The following is an 18,775-nucleotide window of genomic DNA, read 5'->3' as shown; positions in this document are numbered from 1 at the left end:
ACCCGAAAGCTCGCCCCCGCCTTGTGTGTCACTGCAATCGCAGGATGATCAGTACTGGTAGGATACCCGCAGGCCGACCGTGCGCGGACGGTTGACCGTGATGCGCGGGCGATCGTTGACGTAGTTGCCGGAGATTTCGGCACGCTCGTCCGTCAGGTTTTCGCCGAACAGTTCGAAGCGCCACTGGTCCATTGCGACACCGGCCGAGAAATCGACGATGGTGTAGCTCGCCAGCTCCAGACGGTTGATGTCGATGATGTCGGTGAACTTCGATGCCGAATAGCTGACCTGCGGCATCACGAAGGCTTCCAGATCGCTGGAAAGGTCCCATTCGTAGCGCGCGCGGATGTTGCCCTGGAATGACGGAGCGAAGGCGAGGTCATCGCCGACATTCACGTCATCGGTCGGGGTCAGCACTTCGGTGATCTCGGTATCGAGGATCGAGAAGGCACCCGCCACCGTCAGGCCCGGAACCGCGTAAGGCGCGATCGTGAAGTCTGCTTCCAGACCGTAGATCTCTGCATTGGCCGCATTGTCCGAGAAGAACAGATTGGTGATGCTCGGATCGAAGATCGTCGTCTGCAGACGGCTGATATCGACGTAGAAGGCACTGCCGTTGAAACGCAGCTGGCCGTCGACAAGATCGAGCTTCCAGCCGATTTCATAGTTCTGCACTTCGTCGGTTTCGAGCTCGAACGGAACGGTAAAGCCCGCGCCATTGGTCGCGCCGCCCGGACGGTTCAGCAGACCCGGACGGAAGCCTTCCGAATAGGTCGCGTAGATGAGCGTGTCCGGTGTCGGGGTAACGTTGATCGTACCCTTGAAGATGAAGCCATCGGCTGCGGCCACATCGGGTGCACGCACTGCGTTGAACACCTGCTGCGCCTGCGTAGCGCTGAGGCCGGCATCCTGGATGTCCTGCAGGCTGTCATTCAGATCGAACGTCTGGCGCAGGTCCGGGTTACACGAACCGATGAAGGTGTAGACGCCATCACCATCGTACAGGTCGTTGATGTCGGTACCGAAAGCGTTCTGGTCTTCGGCGCTGAAGCTGTTGCAGAATGAGCCGTTCGCGCTGCCTTCGAAATCGACTTCGATATCGTAATAGCGGGCACCGAAAGTGGTGGTGATCAGGTCCGGCACAACGTCGAAGCTGACTTCGCCGAAGAAGCCGAGCTGCTCATCCGTGCGACGAATATCGTTACGGAAGATCGTGTCGGCCGGGAACGGACCCGGATCGGTGGTGAAGCCTTCCTGCGGGAAGTTGGGCTTGAACGGGCCGAACGGCGCCGCATCGACATTGCCCGGATAGGCAAAGTCGTTGCGTTCCTGCAGTTCGAGATCCGAATAGAAGGCACCGCCCTGGAAGCGGATGCGCCAGTCTTCCGGCGTGCTGAAACGCAGTTCTTGCGTGAACACGGTCGTGTCGCTGACCGAGCTGACGTAGAGGTTGGGTTCCTGACATGTGCCCGACGGACCGCCAGCACCCGGATAGGTCACGCCGCCATCACAGATGTAGTAAGGCAGGTACTGACCCACGAACAGGTAATCGGTGTAGTCGACCCGCTGGTTGGTCTCGCGATCGGTGTAGGCACCGGTGTAGACGATATCGAGCATCGCGAGGCGGCCTTCGACCGTCCAGCTGGTGTTCGAGAAGTCGTCTTCCAGCGTATCGTCTTCGAAGCGCTGGATGCTCAGTTCATCAAGGCCGCCCGGCAGTTCCGGATCGGCGAAGAACACACCGTCCGATTCCACGCTCTGGCGGCTGTGAGCCACGGTCAGCGTCCAGTCGGGGGTGATTTCCCAAAGCGCCGTGGCGCGGAAACCGGCATATTGCGTATCGTTGAAGTTCTCTTCGACAAGGCGGCTGTTGTCCGCTGTAAGGAAGTTAACGTTCGGATTGTTGACCGGGTTCTCATTGAACGGTGTCGTCGGATCATCTGCCGACTGGAAGCCAGCGCGAAGGCTGCTCACCGGAACACCGTTCGAGCGGACAGTGCCCTCGGGGCGGAAGCGCGCGCTTTCGGTCAGGTCACGCGTACCCTGCACATTGTCGATATAGCCGCCCTGGTCGTCGAGATAGACGACACCGCGCAGCGCGATCGAGCTCGTCACCGGCACGTTGAGCATGAATTGCGCGTTGTAGCTCGTCTCACCGCCTTCGGTGAAAGACACCCCAGCCGAAGCCGCTGCATCGAAGCCCGAAAGATCCGGCTTGTTGGTGATGAGGCGGACAACACCGGCCTGTGAGCTGGCGCCGAACAGCGTGCCCTGCGGACCCGACAGTACTTCGATGCGCGAAAGGTCGGCTGCGTAAACGTCAAGGTTACGTCCCGGCTGCGCCAGCGGCTGCTCGTCAAGATAGAGCGAAACATTGGGGGCGAGGCCCGCCACACCGGCAGTCGTCAGGTTCGGTGTCGTCGAAGCGAGACCGCGGATATAGATCGTCGACTGGCCCGGGCCACTGCCGCCAGCGGTTACGCTGGTAAGCTGGTCGAGGTAGTCGTCGAAGGTGGAGATGTTCAGTTCCTGAAGGCCTTCGGAATCGAGCGCCTGTACCGAAACCGGAACGTCCTGCAGATCTTCCTCACGGCGCTGTGCCGTAACGACGATCGTGCCGACGCCGCCCTGGCGTGCCTGTGTTTCCTGTTCGCCGGCATCCTGCGCAAGTGCGGGAGTGGCCATGGCGATCGCGAGTGCACCTACTGATGCACCGGTCGAGAATTTCAACATGTTATGGGTTTCCGCCTGTTTGTTGAGAAATGCGCGCCGAGAATAATCGAAAACCGTCCGAAAATCGGCACGCGAGATAAATTGCATTTTTGGATGGCGGATTAATAGCGGAGTCAACGACCGCATTCCAACCGGCTAAAGTCCGTATCACGGACTCCGCAGGCAGATGTTGCCATCACGTTACACTCAAAGTCATGGCGAAATACAGCCATACAACATCGTATCTTGCGATATTTATTAAAGCTCTTTGACTGTGTTTTCAGATTTTGTCTTGCGGAAAAGCACGAATTCAGTGCCGAAATGACAAACTATCGATTTATCGCTTCGTGTAGCAAGAATCTTACACTTGGCTGGTTCTTCCCAATTACTTGCCTTCCAGCCACTCCTCACAGGCCTCAGCCGTAGTCGGAACGCCGTAGCGCTTGCGGCGAATGTCGAAGATGATCGCCTTGGCAATGGCGATTGCCATCAGCGCGACCACGAAAGAGAATGGCAGCGCGCCAATAATCATGGTGATGCGGATCGCATCGATGCCGCCGATGATCAGCATGGAGCCGACCACGAAGGCCAGTGCAGCGCCCCAGAACAGGATATGGTTGCGATGCTGGCCCTCGTTCTCGCCCGCGCCATTGATCGTGTTCACGATCAGGATCGCGCTGTCTGCGCTGGTGATGAGATAAGTCATCAGCAGGATGACCACGAGGCCGGAGACCACCGAGGCGACAGCGGGATCGAGCAGGATGGCGAGTGTCGCGAACAGCTGGTCCGAGATATTCGCGCCGAGGATGGCTCCGTCGGCAGCGCCGCTCAGCTCAAGATCGATCGCCGTGCCGCCAACCAGCGCCATCCATACGAAACACATCATGGACGGAACGAGCAGCACGCCCAGCACATATTCGCGTACGGTGCGGCCGCGCGAAATGCGGGCGATAAACATGCCGACAAAAGGCGCAAAGGCGATCCACCACGCCCAGTAGAACACCGACCAGTCGAGCTGCCACTGCACCAGCGCGTCGCCCGTCTCGCTTCCGTCGGAGCTGAACAGTGTCAGCGCCATTTGCGGCAGCGTGCGGAGGTAGTCGAACACCCCGATGGTCAGCAGTTCCAGTCCGAGCATGCCCGATCCGACAATTGCGAAGAGTGCGAGCAGAGCGAAGGACAGGCCCATGTTGAGATTGGACAGCCATTTGATCCCGCGCCCCACGCCCGAAAGCGCGCTGATCGTCGATGCGCCGACAAGCAGGACGAGTGCAGCGATGATGGCCGCTGGCGTCGATGACCCCTCGGCATCGACCAGCCACTCGCCCACGCCGAGGCGGTAGAGGCCGGCAATAAACTGCTCGACCCCGAGCCCCATGGTGACAGCCACGCCCAAGATGGTGGCGACCACGGCTACGATATCGACGACATGCCCCGCCGCGCCCGACATCACCCGGCCAAACAACGGCGCGAGTGCGGAGCGGATCGTGAGCGGGAGACCCCGCCGATACGCCACATAGCCGATCGCGAGGCCCACAAGCCCATAGGTACCCCAGGCGGCGAAGCCCCAATGCAGGAAAGTATAGATATAGGCAGGCCGGATCGCTTCCTGTGTCAGCGGCTCGATCTGGCCGCGAATGATGTCCGGATTGTTGGACCAGTGCGCCAGCGGCTCGCCGGTAGAATAGGTCAGCATGCCGATGCCGATGCCTGCGCCGAACAGCATGGCGAACCAGCTGAACCGCCCGAATTCCGGCTTCTCGCCCGGAGCCCCGATGCGCAGTTTACCGGTTAGTGGCAGCACCGCGAGCAGCAGGGCCACCGCCATCACCGTCGCGACCAAATAAACGTACCAGCCGGAGAAATTGGCGATAATGCTGGAATTTGCGGCCGAGAGTGTTTCAGTCGCCGACACAGGGAAGAAGATCGCCCACATGATCAGCAGGGAGACGATGATCTTAGCAGGGATCGTCACCTCCCGGCTGAAGCCATCGTAAAAACCGCGATCATGCGTATCGATCGGCAGGTCCACCAATGGCGGATCAATTGGAAAATCTTTCGTTTCGCCGGCAGGCGCCTGCTGTGTCACGCGATGACTTTCTGTGTTGCAAATCGACGCTGCGCCGGGCGCAGAATTGCGCGTCGCGGCCAGGTCAACGGGAAGATCGCTGCGGAGCATAGGGAGTTGGCCCAGCAATGCAAATGCCGCCCTAATCCCCAGCCCCCTTGACCGACAGCGATGGCAGCGGCAATTCTTCCTGTTGGGCTACCAAAGCTAAAGGGGGGATTGGCAGTGGCAACGCAAGCGCAAACGGCTGCTGCGCCGGTGGGTACGACACGGTTCTACACCATCATGGCGTGGATCATGTCCGTGATCATCATCGCGGGATTTTCACTCAATCTGGCCATGGGGCGGTCGAGTTTCGACGTTCCTGCCGCGTACCATGTCCATGCCGTGATATTCATGAGCTGGATCGGTCTGTATCTCGCCCAGCATATGACCATGTCGGCAGGCGCAATTGGCCTCCACCGGTCGCTCGGCAAGCTGGCCTATTTCCTTGTTCCGGCAATGGTCATCGCAGGCAGCGCGGTGATGGTGGTGGTGGCGCGCCGCACGGGCGGGCCATTCTTCTTCAATGTCAGCGAATTCCTGATCAGCAATCTGGCAACACTATGGTGTTTTGCAGGGCTCGCCATGTGGTCTCTCTCGCGCCGCCGCTACAATGGCTGGCATCGGCGGCTGATGCTTGTCGCGATGGCGATCCTGACCGGGCCGGGCCTCGGGCGGCTGCTGCCGTTGCCACTGATGATCCCCTATTCATGGACGATCACCGTCTGCGTGACCTTCCTGTTTCCGATCATCGGCATGATTGCGGACAAGCGCCGCGATGGTCGCGTGCATCCCGCCTATATATGGGGCACGGGCGTTTATGCTGCGGTGTTCGTGCTTTCGATGCTGCTTGCCTACTCGCCGCTCGGCTATGCCATCACGGACTGGGTCATCGCGGGAACTCCGGGTGCGGAGAGGCCTATGGACGCCTTCCTGCCGCCCGGTTTCACCATGTAGGCGGAACCCCCTCGCCAGTCTGTTCATTCCCTCTATAAGAGCACGCAAATGCCATTTGACGGGATCACGACATGAACGACCAGACCTCCATCCCCACAGGAATTGACCTGCGCGAAGAGATCGACCGCCTGCGAAAAGAGCGCAATGCGGTAATCCTTGCGCATTACTACCAGAAGCCTGAATTGCAGGACCTTGCCGATTTCGTCGGAGACTCGCTGGAGCTGTCGAAGAAAGCGGCGGAGACCGATGCCGATGTGATCGCTTTCTGCGGTGTCAAGTTCATGGCCGATACCGCCAAGATCCTCAGCCCGGAAAAGATCGTGGTGCTGCCGGATATGGACGCAGGTTGCAGCCTCGAAGACAGCTGCCCGCCGGACAAGTTCCGCGCCTTCCGCGAAAAGCATCCCGATCACATCGCGCTCACCTACATCAACTGCTCTACCGAGGTGAAAGCCCTTTCGGACGTGATCGTGACCAGCTCCAGCGCGGAGACGATCCTTTCGCAAATCCCGGAAGACCAGCCGATCATCTTCGGTCCGGATCGCCACCTTGGCGGCTATCTCAACCGCAAGTTCGATCGCGACATGCTGCTGTGGCCGGGCGTGTGCATCGTGCATGAGGCATTCAGCGAGAAGGAGCTGATGAAGCTGAAAGCTCAGCACCCCGAAGCGCCGATCGCCGCGCATCCCGAATGTCCGCCGCACATCATCGACCACGCGGATCACGTCGGCTCGACCAGTTCGATCCTGCAATTCGCCAAGACATTCGAAGGCGACACGCTGATCGTCGCGACAGAGCCGCACATCATCCACCAGATGGAAAAGGCGCTGCCCGAGAAAACCTTCCTCGGCGCGCCGGGTGCGGACGGCAACTGCAATTGCAACATCTGCCCCTACATGGCGCTCAACACGATGGAAAAGCTCTACCTCTGCCTGCGCGATCTCGAACCGCGCATCGAGATCGAAGAAGACCTGCGCCTCAAAGCCAAGGCGAGCCTCGACAAGATGCTCGAAATGGCTGCGGGGACCATCGGCAAGGGTGATCTAGGGCGGGTTTGATGCCGCTCTTTGCTGTAGTGGTTGAAGGCAAACGCCTGCCGGGAGATATGATTGAAGGCAACCACCAGTTTTGTGGCTTCTTCACTACCGCTCGGGTGGAGGCCCCAGACTCAGGCACTGCCAACGCGCTCGCACTACATCACACTCGGGAATGGCTTCTTCGCGAGTTCACGCAGCTTCATGACAAAATTGACGGGATTGAGCTGCTGATCGACTCCACAGACGAGTTGCTCAGCTTCTCAAAAGAAGAAGGAGTATCTGGAGCGACTTGGTTCGGCATCGACGGTATGGACGAACAGTAGGCGCATTTTGGCGCAACCAACCCGCCCTTGGATAGTTAGACCACAGACATGACCGCTGAAATCAAATTTCTCTGGGCGCGGCTGAACGCGAATTACTGGTTCTATCCGGCACTGTTCTCGCTGATCGCTGCGGCGCTTGCCTTCCTGATGATCTATCTGGATCGCAGTGGTGCGGCGCAGTGGCTGAACAACGTCGAATGGCTCGCCCCCGCGCGGCCCAAGGGCGCGGCGGACATGCTCACTGTCATGGCGGGCAGCATGATCGGCACGGCGGCTACCGTTTTCTCGATCACAATCGCAGCCGTCGCCTATGCCAGCGGCAATTACGGCCCGCGCCTGCTGACCAATTTCATGGAAGATCGCGGCAATCAGCTGAGCCTCGCGACTTTCATCGCCAGCTTCGTTTACGCCCTTATCGTGCTGCGTTCGGTGCGCGCGGAAGATGAGACGCCGGTAGCCGGCGGCGACGCGATGACGGCACTCCCCGGCTTTACCCCGCAACTCTCCCTGCTGGGGGCGTACATTTTGCTGGCGATCTGCGTTGGCGTGCTGGTGTTTTTCCTCAACCACATCCCCTCATCAATCCGCATCAACAAGGTGCTGGAGGGGATCGGATCACGCCTGCTCGGCGCGATACGCGAGACCTATCCGATTGAAGACGATCTGGGCGAAGCGCGCGAACCCGAAGGCGGTGAGCCGGTGACGTCCTGGGAAACCGGCTATATCCAGATGATCGATTTCGAAGATCTGGAAGCGATCGCCGAGGAATGCGGCGGCACCTTCTCCCTCAAAGTGCGCACTGGCGATTTCGTGCACCGCGAATTGACGCTGATGGAAGTGAAGGACTGCAAACCGGAAGACATAGAGGAGCGCGTACGCGAGTGTTTCTCGCTCGGCCCGACGCGCACTCCCGAACAGGACCCGCAATTCCTGATAGACGAACTGGTGGAAATCGGCCTGCGCGCGCTTTCGCCCGGTATCAACGATCCCTTCACCGCCATCACCGCCCTGCATTGGCTGGGAGCGGCGACTGCGGAAGTCGGACGGCGCGATCTGCACAAGGATGTGTGCGGTTCGGAAGGCAAGGAATGCCGCATCATTCCCGCCGCTGACGATTTCCAGCATTATGCCGATCGCGGATTTGGCTCGATCCGCAGCGCGGTTGCGACCAATCCCGCAGCGGCAAAAGTGATGCTGGAAACGCTGGAAAACGCTGCCGTGCCGATCAAGCACGAAGGCCGCAGAGCCGTCCTGCGTCTGGAAGGTGACCTGCTAATGAAGCAGGCAGAGCACTCGCTGAAGGGACCCGATCTGAAAGAGGTCGAAGTGCGCTATCGTGAGTTCAGCACGAAGCTGGATAGGCCTAAGCCCGTACGCGCGGTGTCGTAGCTTTCGCGAGTGCCAAGGCGCTGCCCACCAGCGCAATGCCGATAAAATCGAGCGGCACCAGCACTTCATCGAAGACGAACCAGCCCACCACCGCCGCAACCGCCGGCTGGGTGAGCAGCGCAATGCCGATTACCAATGGCGGGAAATGCCGCAGCGCGTAGACAAGGAGCCCCTGCCCCACGAGCTGGCTGGAAAAGGCGAGCACGATGAGCGGTGTCCAGTTGGTCGGCCACACAGGCTCGCCCAGCATCAATGCCGTGCCAAGCAGGACCGGGGCGCTGGCCAGGCCCGAAAGGGTGAGCAGGCTCCAGCTGCCAAGTTCCTTCCGCGCATCGTGGAGGATGAGCAGATAGCCGGCATAGAGCAGGCCGGCGAGCAGGCAGAAGAGGTCGCCCACCAGATTGGCCTGCGAAATCTCCAGCGAGCGACCGAGCAGGATCGCAGCGCCCGCGAGTGCCGCGATGATGGCGGGCCATTCGCGGCCGTTCGGCAAGCGCCGCAGCGCAACAAAGGCCCACAGCATGAGGATGATGCTCCCCGAATTGCCGAACAGCACCGCATTGGCGAGCCGCGTGTCGCCGATGCCCACGTGCCAGCTGGCAATATCGAAACCGAAGAACACACCGCCGAGCAGCACGGCCAGCACCATCTTGCGGCTCATGCCTGTCATACGCTGGCCATTCGCCCGCGCCATCAGCGCCAGGAACGGCAGCGCCAGCGCCACCCGCCAGAAACCTGCGGACACAGCGCCGCTATCGGCCAGCCGCACCAGCCATGGCCCCAGCGCCAGCGCGACATTGCCGCCGATCAGCGCGGCGAACGGCAGCAGCCGTTCGCGAAATTGGCCCTGTGCTTGCTCCACAGGCCCGGTCTAGCGCCGCGCGCTGTCTTGGCTATAGGAAATCGCAGACACGTAACGGAGAAGTGCATTGCCGATCAGAAGCTGGATGTTCGTTCCGGGTGACAGCGAACGCAAACTGGCAAAGGCGCCGTCCATCGGGGCTGATGTGATCATCCTCGATCTGGAAGATGCGGTCGCGCCGCAGGCGAAAGAGATCGCGCGCGAGACCACTCGCAGCTGGCTGGAAGAACAGCGCGCCAATCCGGAGGCGACCGAAGGGACGCAGCTCTGGGTGCGCATCAATCCGCTCGATTCCACGCTGTGGCAATACGATGTCGAAAGCGTGCTGCCGGGCAAACCCGATGGCATCATGGTCCCCAAAGCCGCTGGCCCTGAACAGCTGCGCCGCCTGATCACAGTTCTTTACGAAATGGAGCCGCGCAATGGCATTGCGCCGGGCAGCACACGGCTGCTGCCGCTGGTCAGCGAAACGCCGCAATCGGCCAATTGCATCGCCGATTATGGCCGCGCCGATTCCGAAGTGCCTCGCCTTGCCGGCCTTACATGGGGCGCCGAAGACCTTTCCGCCGCCATCGGCGCGAGCCGCAAGCGCGATGATCGCGGCGTGTGGACCGACCTCTTCCGCATGGTCCGCGCGCAGGTGCTGCTCGCTTCCCACGCGGCAGGCGTCGCCGCAATCGATACGCTGCATGCCGATTTTCGCGATGAGGAGGGCTTACGAAAGGTCGCACGGGAAAGCTATCAGGACGGGTTTTCCGGCATGATGGCGATCCACCCCGCGCAGGTGCCGATCATCAACGAAGCCTTCACTCCAAGCGAAGACGAATTGGCCGAGGCGCGCGCGATTGTGGATCTGTTTGCCGAGAATCCCGGCGTGGGCGCGCTGCAACTGGATGGGCGGATGATCGACCAGCCGCATCTCGATCAGGCGCGCAAGCTGCTCGCCAGCGTCAGCTAGGCTTATTCTTCGGTCGGCTCTGCGGCAGGCTCGGGCTCTGCCGCTGCGGGCTCTTCCGCCTCGTCCGCGACGCCATCCTCACTCGCGCTGGCATTGCCTGATCCGCTGCCGCTTCCGCCCTCTTCCGGGTCAGGCTCTGCGAGCGGGGGCTGGGAGCGCAATTGATCGATCGGGATCATATCGTCGCTGATCGTGCCTTCGAGCACTTCGCCGCTGGCTTCGCGCGTATCGTCGTCGGCTGGCGCTTGATCGCCATTGCACGCGGCAAGCAGCATCAGCGCGGGAAAAGCGGTCCAGGCGTGTTTCATGCCGTTTGTGTCTCCGAACTCTCAAGCGCGGCGAGGAAGCTGTCCGCACGTGCGAGCAGTGCCTCGTCCCATTGCTCTGCGGTAACCGAAATCCCCAGATCGGCAAGGCTGGTCACGCCAAAATCGGCGATGCCGCAGGGAACTATCCCGGAAAAATGGGTGAGATCGGGATCGAGATTGACGGCAAAGCCATGCATCGTGACCCAGCGCCGCACGCGCACGCCGATTGCACCGATCTTGGCTTCTTGCCCGTCCTTGCCGTGCGTCCAGATGCCCACCCGGTCGCATACGGACCATGCCTCTACGCCGAAATCGCCGAGCGCGCCGATCACCCAATCCTCCATGGAATGGACGAAATTGCGCACGTCGCGGCTGCGGCGGGTCAGGTCGAGGAGCACATAGGTCACCCGCTGGCCCGGTCCGTGATAGGTATAGCGCCCGCCGCGCCCGGTCTGGACCACATCGAAACGCGGATCGACCAGTTCTGACGTGTCGGCGCTGGTTCCGCCGGTGTAGACGGGCGGATGTTCCAGCATCCAGATCAGCTGTGCCGCTTCGCCTTTGGCAATCGCGCCATTGCGCAATTCCTGCTCGTCCAGCGCCGCGCGATAGGGTACCTGCCCGGCAGAGCGGCGCCATTCGATATCGGCGTGACTTTTCGTGGGAATCGCGTGCGTCATGATCTTGTGGCTGTTGCGTGGCGACCCTTGTGCAGCTTATCAAGCCTGCAATCGCAATTTTAAGGACATCGCATGCCGATCAAGCTGGATATGGGGCAGGCCTGGAACGAGGCCGTGGCCATCCTGACCGCAAACAAGGATGTCGTTGCCATCGTGGCCGGCGTGTTCTTCTTCCTGCCCAATGCGATTGCCACCGTGATGATGCCGCAATCGGCGGAATTGCAGGCGATGGCAGCATCGGGCAGTCCGCAGGACTTGCAGGCGATGAGCGACATGATGCTGGATATGTATGCCAGCATCTGGTGGATGTTCATTCCGCTCATCATCATGCAGGCCATCGGCACGCTCGGCCTACTGGCGCTGTTCACGGACAGCAGCCGCCCTACCGTGGGCGAGGCGCTCGGCTTCGGCGCGAAAGGCCTGCTGACCTACATTGCTGTTTCTTTGATCAGCGTTGTGGTGCTGACAGCCGTGTTCGTCCTCCCTGTGGTGCTGGGCGCGATGATCGGCACCTTGGGTGTTGTCTTGATGGGCGTCGTCGGCTTTGTGCTGGTGGTCTACGTTATGGTGAAACTCTCGCTCACCTCGCCGGTGATAGCGATCGAACGCCAGCTCAACCCGATCACCGCCGTAACCCGGTCATGGCAGATCACGAAGGGCAATTCCTTCCGCCTGTTCGCCTTCTTCGTGCTGCTCTTCCTGGTGCTGATCGTGATCAGCGCAATCGCCAGCATGTTCTTCACGATCTTCGCGATTGCCGGGGATGAAGTTGGCCTGTTCGCCAGCGCAATCGGCGGCGCGCTCATCAATATGATTGGCGTGGTTGTGATCCTGGCGGTGCTGGCCGCAGTCCATCGCCAGCTGACGGGCGGCACACCCGGCGCTGTGACCGATACATTCGCTTAAAGTAGTTTACTCAGCGGGCGCGTCGGCAGCTTTCGCGCTCGTATCCTTATAGCCCCAGGCAAGGATGCAGGGCGGGATATTGCGCCAGACAAAGCCTGTTTCAACGCGCGGGAAATGCCGCGCTGTCAAATCGCGCGCCACGCCCTTGAACTGGTAGGTCAGGAAAGCACCGCCCTCTCGCAGCACGCGATAGGTTGCCGCTGCGATGTTTTCTCCCACCCCGTCCGGCAGCGTCGAGAAGGGTAGGCCCGACAGCACGTAATCGGCGGATTCGTGGCCGAGCGATTTGACGATAGCCTCCACATCCTCGGCCGATCCGAGCACGGCGTGGAAGCGGCTGTCGCCAAAGGTCTTGCGCAGATAGTCGATGAAGAGCGGATTGGTGTCGATCACCAGCAATTCGCCGCCGCGCGGAAGGCGGTCGAGGATATGCGGGCAGAAGGTGCCGACGCCCGGACCGTATTCCACGAACAGCTGGCAATTGTCCCAATCCAGAGGATCGAGCATCGCATCGATGGTCACCTTCGATGAGGGAATCACGGAGCCGACCATGCGCGGTTCTTCGAGGAAGCCCTTGAAGAAAACGCCTGCCGGGCCAAGCGCACGCTTTACCCGGGTGCGGATGCTGGTCTTGCCCTGGCGGGCCAGATCATTGCTCTTCATAATCAGATTATTCCCCGATGCATCTATGCTGCCTTGCACCCATGCTTTTGTAATGCAAGCGGCGTGCGGCAGCGTGTGTGGGCAAAAGCGTCAGAGAATCTCTTCGACCGTTTCCTTTGGTCGGCACAGTCGCACGCCCTTTTCGGTCTCCACGAGCGGCCGTTCGATCAGGATCGGCTCGGCAACCATGGCATCGAGCACAGTGTCCGCATCCGCCTCCGTCAATCCGCGTTCTTTCGCATCGGTCCCGCGAATGCGCAGCGCATCAGAGGGCTCCAGTCCGGCGTCGGCATAGAGCTGCACCAGCTTTTCGCGGGTGGGCGGATTCTTCAGATATTCCACCACTTCCACATCGACGCCGCGCTCCTGCAGGATTGCGAGCGTGTTGCGCGACGTGCCGCATTTGGGGTTGTGCCAGATTGTCGCCTTCATGTGCCTGTTCCTCTCGCGATGACCAAAATCGTTGCCGCGCGGCCTAGCGCGTCAAAAAAATCGGGCCAAGTGCAGATTTGCTGTTGTCACTGATAATCATTCTCAATAGAGGCGTTCTTGCAAATTATTCGCATTAGCGAGTCTCGACTCGCGCCCCGTAGGAGAAGTTTCATTCGTATTACCGCCGCCCTGCTCGCCAGCGCAGCTTTCGCCAGCCCTGCCTTCGCCCAATCGAATGTAGAGCCCATCCCCTTCTCGGACACGGCAGAGGAAGCCGGCTCTGCCGCCGAAGAAGGTGCAGCGCTGGAAGAGAATATGGGTGATCCAATCATCGTCGAAGGCGAAGTGCTCTATAGCGATCAAATCACTGCCCTGCGCACACCCACGCCGATCCTCGACGTGCCGCAGAGCCTCTCCATCGTGACCAGCGAAGAGATCGAAGTGCGCGGCTTCACCGCGATCAGCCAGATCGTCGATTACACCCCCGGCGTCGTCAACTCGCAGGGCGAAGGCCACCGCGATTCGATCGTCTTCCGCGGCGTTCGCTCGACCGCCGATTTCTACATCGATGGCATGCGCGACGACGTGCAATATTATCGCGGCCTGTATAATCTTGAGCAGGTCGAAATCCTGCGCGGCCCCAATGCGCTGCTGTTCGGCCGTGGCGGCACAGGCGGCATCCTCAACCGCGTCACCAAGAAGGGCGTGATCGGGGATAGCTTCGTCGGCGGCCAGATTGCGGTCGACACCTTCGGCGAATTCAGCGGCCAGGTGGATATCAATATCGATGCGGCTGACAATGCCGCGCTGCGCATCAATGCCGCCTATGAAAATCTCAACAACCACCGTGATTTCTACGATGGTGAGCGTATCGGCTTCAACCCGACCGCGCGTATCGAGCTCGGCGAAGCGACGCTGCTCGACCTGTCTTACGAATATGCCAATCACGATCGCTTCATCGATCGCGGCATTCCCACCGGCAGCGATGGTCGCCCGGTCGAAGCGTTCGAGGACATCGTCTTTGGCGATCCGGAACTGAACTTCCACGAGCTTGAAGCGCATATTTTGCGCGCCAATCTGCAGCACCGCTTTTCGGACAATCTGAAGGGTGTGTTCAGCGCCTTCTACGGCGATTACGACAAGGTCTATTCGAATTTCTACGCGTCCGACTACAACCAGCTTCTTACGCCCGATTTCGTGACGCTGGATGGTTATGTCGACGACACGCAGCGGCAGAACCTGATCCTGTCGGGCAATCTGATCAGCACGTTCGAAACCGGCACGATCGACCACACGGTGATGTTCGGCGGCGAGTATATCAATACGTCTTCCGACCAGGCGCGTTTCAATTCGTTCTGGGACACCACGCAGGACGACAATGAAATCTTCGAAATCGCGCGTCCGCTGGCGCTGCGCGGCGGTGTGGGCATCGGCTTTGCGACCGATCCCGCAGGCGTCACCACGACCAATGATTTCTCGGTCGATATCAATGACGATACCCGCGTCGGCATCGACGTGTTCTCGCTCTACATCCAGGATGAGGTCGAGGTTACGGACTGGCTGCACCTTGTCGTGGGTGGCCGTTACGACAGCTTCGACATCACGGTGAACAATGTGGTGGCGGGCGATATCCGCACGCGCCGGGACGAGGAATTTTCCCCGCGCGGTGGCATCATTCTGAAGCCGATGGAGAACATCTCCATCTATGCCAGCTATTCGGAAACCTTCCTGCCTCGCTCTGGCGAACAGTTCGCCAATATCAACGGCAATGCCGATGCGCTGGCTCCGGACACCTATTCGAACCTCGAAGCCGGGCTGAAATGGGATTTCGACAATGGCCTCAGCCTGACGGCAGCCGTTTTCGAAATCGAGCAGAGCTCACCGCAGCCCAATGACAATGATCCCTCCACGCTCGACGTGATCGATTCCACCATTCAGGGCGCAGAGCTGCAATTGCGCGGCGAAGTGACCGAAGGTTGGTTCATGTCTGCCGGTTACAGCTATCTCGACGGCGCGCAGGTGGATGCCTTCGGCAATGAAGGCCTGCGCCCGCGTGAGCTGCCCGAACACACCTTCTCCATCTGGAACCAGGTGGAAGTGACGGATCGCCTCGGCTTCGGCATTGGCCTGACGCATCAGGGTGACAGCTTCATCACCAACGGACCGGTGACCTATGATGCAGGCGGCGGAGCGAGCGTCACGACGCGCGCTACGCTGCCCGCCTACACCCGCATCGATGCATCGATCAGCTATGAAATCTCCGACAATCTGCGCGCGCAGGTCAATGTAGAGAACCTGACCGACACGACATACTTCCCCAATTCGCACAGCACGCATCAGGCGAGCGTCGGCGCGCCGATCAATGCACGGTTTGCGATTACCGGAAGGTTCTAATCCCCCGGAGCTGCGGGGTTAATCCTCGGGCTCTGTCGTTCCGCCATCCGCTTCACCCCCCGAAGCGGAGCCCATGGCCGGAACCGCACGCGCCGCGTCTGCCGGGTCAATCCCAGGGGCAGGCGCGGCGCTAATCGTTTCACGCCGCCTTGTGACGCGTCCAGCGCGCTGCACGGCGGTGATGAGACGCGGATAGACGCCGCAACGGCAGAGGTTTGGAATAGCCTCGCGAATGTCCGCTTCGCTCGGATCGGGATTGCGGCGCAGGAGCGATGCCGCCGCCATGACGATGCCGGGCGTGCAGAAACCGCACTGGATCGCCTGCTCCGCCACCAGCGCCTGCTGCACCGGGTGCGAGCGATCGCGGCTTAGCCCTTCGATCGTGGTGATGGTGCGGCCTTCGGCCTCGGCAATGGTGACAAGGCAGCTGCGCAGCGCTTCCCCATCGATCAGCACCATGCAGGCACCACAATCGCCCACGCCGCAGCCATATTTGGTGCCGGTGAGATTGGCGGCATCGCGCAGGGCCCAGAGAAGCGGCGTCTCAGGGTCCATATCGAACATGACCGGCGCGTCGTTGACGGTCATTGCAGGCATTGCTGGTGTCGCCTCTTCCACAAGCGGCCCGGTGCGGGCCTGTCCCGAAACTCTTTTGCGCGACATGCATAGAATGTCGAGTGCGAGAGAGCCGCTCTGCACGATTAAGCGAAATCTTCGGGCCAATCGTCCGCGCGGTTGATTGCGACCGTCATGCCGATTAGTGCCACGACACGGTCAATCCGGCCGCCAGCAGAAAGTCTCTCCCAAGACCATGGCCGAAGCCGAAACGACGCCTGCCCACAATTCCGAGCCAGACAGCAAGAGCGGGCGCGCGAAGCTCGCCAGCGGATCCATCCCCGGACATCTCGTGGCGCAAACCGCGCCTGCGATCGTGGGCGTTGCCGCGATCATGTCGGTCGGCGTGATCGATGCCTATTTCGTCGGGCAATTGGGCGGCGCTGAACTGGCCGCGATCAGCTTCATCTTCCCGGTCACCACCGCTCTTTCCAGTCTTGGCGTCGGCATGATGGTCGGCATCAATTCCGTGGTCAGCCGCGCATTGGGTGAAGGCGATGAGGAACGCGCCCACGCCCGTGCCAATGTCGGCATTATCGTCGGCGTGATTGCGGGCCTGCTGATCGGCCTTGCCCTGTTTGCGCTGCGCCAACCGCTCTTTTCGTTGATGCAGGCGGATGCCGAAACACTGCCGCTGATCGACGAATATATGGCGCCTTTCGCGCTCGGTTTTCCGCTGATGCTCTCCATGATGGGGATGAACGGTGTGCTGCGCGGGCAAGGCGCGGCGAAAAGCAATACAGCAGTGCTGGTCGTCTATTCGGTGACCAACTGGATACTCGATCCGCTGCTGATCACCGGAGCATTCGGGCTGGACGGTTTCGGCATTGCCGGAGCGGCCTATGCCACGATTGGCGGATGGATCACCGGCATCGTAACAGCCTTCTGGCTGCTGGGCCGACACGATCTCCCCTTCAAGCCATCGACCACGCGCCACTGCAATTGGAAGCAGCAGCTGGCGGCCATATCGCGCGTCGCGGGTCCTGCCGCTTTCACCAATTCAATCAATCCCGCTGGCCTTGCCATTCTGACCTCATTCCTGGCGGTCGAAGGCCAGGCCGCAGTCGCGGGCTTCGGCGCAGGCGGGCGCTTGCAGAGTTTTGCGGTGGTGCCGCTGCTCGCCCTGTCCGGATCCATCGGCGCGATCATCGGCCAGAACTGGGGCGCGCGCCAGTACGACCGTGCCCGCCGCGCTCTCTGGCAAGCGGGGCTTTTCTGCCTTGGCTATGGGCTTGCTGCAGGCCTCATTCTGTATTTCGCGCGCGGCTGGTTCGCGGGGCTGTTCAGCGAAGAGCCGCAAGTGCTCGATGCCACTGTGAAGTATTTGGCGATCTCGGTGTGGGGCTATGCCGGTTACGGCGTGCTGATCGTCGTGAACGGCGCGCTCAATGCGATCGACAAGGCCAGCCGCGCGCTTGCCCTCTCGCTCACCCGCGTATTGCTGGTGATGATACCTTTTGCATGGTTCGCCCGCGCGGCGCTGGGCACCGAAGCGATCTACATCGCAGAGCTGGTGGCGAACCTCTCAGGCGGGATCATTGCCGCCGCCCTCGCCTGGTGGGTGATGTGGCACCGGGCGAAGGCGAGGGAAAGCGGCGAAAAATCCTGATTAGCCGAGCGGCTTGTTCGATCCGAAAAACAGTGCCTGGCTGATCGCCGCGCGCACGGTGTTTTCTTCAAAAGGCTTGGTGATGAGGTAGGTCGGCTCCGGCCGGTCACCTGTCAGCAAGCGCTCGGGATAGGCGGTGATGAAGATCACCGGCACCGGCGCGATTTCGAGAATATCCTCGACCGCATCGATGCCCGACGAACCATCGGCAAGCTGGATATCGGCGAGCACGAGGCCCGGACGTTCCTTTGCCACCACTTCCTGCGCCTGGGTGCGCGTGGCAGCCGTGCCGCAGATATCGTGGCCAAGCGAGCGGACCAGATCTTCCAGCTGCATCGAAATCAGCGGCTCATCTTCGATAATCAGCACATTGGTGGTGGTTTCGCGTTCGATTTCCTCGATCGCTTCACGCACGAGGGAATCGACATCGTCTTCGCTGACATCCATGATCTCGCCCGCTTCGGCGGAAGAGAAGTTCTCGACCGTGGTGAGCAGTAGCGCCTGCCGGTTGACCGGCGTGATGCGCTTCAGCTGGGTCTGGGCGGCAGCCTCATGACCCTGGACGTCGTCATTCTGTTCGGCGACTTCCATGTAAGCGCTCGACCACATTTTGGTGAACGCCTTATAGAGTGCAACACGGCCTTCGCGCAGGGAAGAGGCCAGCTCTTCATCAGCGATGGCGGCCTCCAGCGTTGCTTTGACGAAAGTGTCTCCGGTCGATTGCGAACCCGTGAGAGCTCGAGCGTAGCGACGAAGAAATGGAAGATGTGCGGCGACTTCGGCCCCAATAGTCATATAGTACCCTCTCCAGCAGACCGCC

Annotated in this window: 17 protein-coding genes; 8 read left to right on the top strand and 9 right to left on the bottom strand. The window is 60.6% G+C overall.

Annotation, left to right across the window (positions count from 1 at the left end):
- Positions 1-48 precede the first annotated feature (48 nt).
- Positions 49-2,733 carry a TonB-dependent receptor gene (locus tag O2N64_RS07310; RefSeq protein WP_271076964.1) on the bottom strand — a complete coding sequence of 895 codons (2,685 nt, stop codon included), beginning with the start codon at positions 2,731-2,733 and terminating at the stop codon, positions 49-51.
- 364 nt (positions 2,734-3,097) lie between these two features.
- A complete protein-coding gene (locus O2N64_RS07305; RefSeq protein ID WP_271076963.1) occupies positions 3,098-4,801 on the bottom strand; it encodes a BCCT family transporter in 1,704 nt (567 codons plus the stop codon).
- 204 nt (positions 4,802-5,005) lie between these two features.
- On the opposite strand from O2N64_RS07305, the gene O2N64_RS07300 reads away from it, so the two are divergent.
- The 4 genes from O2N64_RS07300 to O2N64_RS07285 all read left to right on the top strand — a co-directional run bounded on the left by O2N64_RS07300 (position 5,006) and on the right by O2N64_RS07285 (position 8,528).
- Positions 5,006-5,779: a hypothetical protein gene (locus O2N64_RS07300; protein ID WP_271076962.1), complete on the top strand. Its 774-nt coding sequence runs from the start codon at positions 5,006-5,008 to the stop codon at positions 5,777-5,779.
- Between the two features lie 71 nt (positions 5,780-5,850).
- Positions 5,851-6,837 (top strand): quinolinate synthase NadA, encoded by a 987-nt coding sequence (gene nadA / locus O2N64_RS07295; protein WP_271076961.1) that lies wholly within the window; start codon positions 5,851-5,853, stop codon positions 6,835-6,837.
- A complete protein-coding gene (locus tag O2N64_RS07290; RefSeq protein WP_271076960.1) occupies positions 6,837-7,139 on the top strand; it encodes a hypothetical protein in 303 nt (100 codons plus the stop codon). The genes nadA and O2N64_RS07290 overlap by 1 nt, the downstream gene beginning before the upstream one ends.
- A gap of 48 nt (positions 7,140-7,187) precedes the next feature.
- Positions 7,188-8,528: a DUF2254 domain-containing protein gene (locus O2N64_RS07285; RefSeq protein WP_271076959.1), complete on the top strand. Its 1,341-nt coding sequence runs from the start codon at positions 7,188-7,190 to the stop codon at positions 8,526-8,528.
- Here the strand turns inward: O2N64_RS07285 and O2N64_RS07280 are convergent.
- Positions 8,503-9,390: a DMT family transporter gene (locus O2N64_RS07280; RefSeq protein WP_271076958.1), complete on the bottom strand. Its 888-nt coding sequence runs from the start codon at positions 9,388-9,390 to the stop codon at positions 8,503-8,505. The genes O2N64_RS07285 and O2N64_RS07280 overlap by 26 nt on opposite strands.
- Positions 9,391-9,457: 67 nt before the next feature.
- Here O2N64_RS07280 and O2N64_RS07275 point away from each other — a divergent pair, with 67 nt between their 5' ends.
- Positions 9,458-10,348: an HpcH/HpaI aldolase/citrate lyase family protein gene (locus O2N64_RS07275; protein ID WP_271076957.1), complete on the top strand. Its 891-nt coding sequence runs from the start codon at positions 9,458-9,460 to the stop codon at positions 10,346-10,348.
- Between the two features lie 2 nt (positions 10,349-10,350).
- Here O2N64_RS07275 and O2N64_RS07270 read toward each other — a convergent pair whose 3' ends face one another.
- Together O2N64_RS07270 and lipB are read right to left on the bottom strand one after the other, a co-directional pair.
- Complete coding sequence (locus O2N64_RS07270; protein WP_271076956.1) at positions 10,351-10,656, bottom strand: hypothetical protein; 306 nt, start codon at positions 10,654-10,656, stop codon at positions 10,351-10,353.
- Positions 10,653-11,336, bottom strand: coding sequence for a lipoyl(octanoyl) transferase LipB (gene lipB / locus O2N64_RS07265; RefSeq protein WP_271076955.1), 684 nt, complete (start codon positions 11,334-11,336; stop codon positions 10,653-10,655). Before lipB ends, O2N64_RS07270 begins: the two co-directional genes overlap by 4 nt.
- Before the next feature lie 72 nt (positions 11,337-11,408).
- On the opposite strand from lipB, the gene O2N64_RS07260 reads away from it, so the two are divergent.
- Positions 11,409-12,242, top strand: coding sequence for a glycerophosphoryl diester phosphodiesterase membrane domain-containing protein (locus tag O2N64_RS07260; RefSeq protein WP_271076954.1), 834 nt, complete (start codon positions 11,409-11,411; stop codon positions 12,240-12,242).
- Positions 12,243-12,248: 6 nt separating this feature from the next.
- Here the strand turns inward: O2N64_RS07260 and O2N64_RS07255 are convergent, their stop codons facing one another.
- A complete protein-coding gene (locus O2N64_RS07255) occupies positions 12,249-12,905 on the bottom strand; it encodes a class I SAM-dependent methyltransferase (RefSeq protein ID WP_271076953.1) in 657 nt (218 codons plus the stop codon).
- A 90-nt stretch (positions 12,906-12,995) separates the two neighbouring features.
- On the bottom strand, positions 12,996-13,337 hold the full coding sequence (arsC, locus tag O2N64_RS07250) for an arsenate reductase (glutaredoxin) (RefSeq protein ID WP_271076952.1): 342 nt from the start codon (positions 13,335-13,337) through the stop codon (positions 12,996-12,998).
- Between the two features lie 117 nt (positions 13,338-13,454).
- Between arsC and O2N64_RS07245 the strand changes: the two genes are divergently transcribed.
- Positions 13,455-15,731, top strand: a complete 2,277-nt coding sequence (locus tag O2N64_RS07245) for a TonB-dependent receptor (protein ID WP_271076951.1) — start codon at positions 13,455-13,457, stop codon at positions 15,729-15,731.
- 18 nt (positions 15,732-15,749) lie between these two features.
- Here the strand turns inward: O2N64_RS07245 and O2N64_RS07240 are convergent, their stop codons facing one another.
- Positions 15,750-16,328 carry a (2Fe-2S)-binding protein gene (locus tag O2N64_RS07240; protein ID WP_271079614.1) on the bottom strand — a complete coding sequence of 193 codons (579 nt, stop codon included), beginning with the start codon at positions 16,326-16,328 and terminating at the stop codon, positions 15,750-15,752.
- A 163-nt stretch (positions 16,329-16,491) separates the two neighbouring features.
- Here O2N64_RS07240 and O2N64_RS07235 point away from each other — a divergent pair, with 163 nt between their 5' ends.
- Positions 16,492-17,955, top strand: a complete 1,464-nt coding sequence (locus O2N64_RS07235; RefSeq protein WP_271076950.1) for an MATE family efflux transporter — start codon at positions 16,492-16,494, stop codon at positions 17,953-17,955.
- Here O2N64_RS07235 and O2N64_RS07230 read toward each other — a convergent pair whose 3' ends face one another.
- Entirely contained in the window at positions 17,956-18,750 is a 795-nt protein-coding gene (locus O2N64_RS07230; RefSeq protein WP_271076949.1) for a response regulator, read from the bottom strand.
- Positions 18,751-18,775: the final 25 nt, after the last annotated feature.

This window comes from Aurantiacibacter sp. MUD61, from assembly GCF_027912455.1.
GTDB lineage: Bacteria > Pseudomonadota > Alphaproteobacteria > Sphingomonadales > Sphingomonadaceae > Alteraurantiacibacter.
This window is presented reverse-complemented; position numbering and strand designations above follow the sequence as displayed.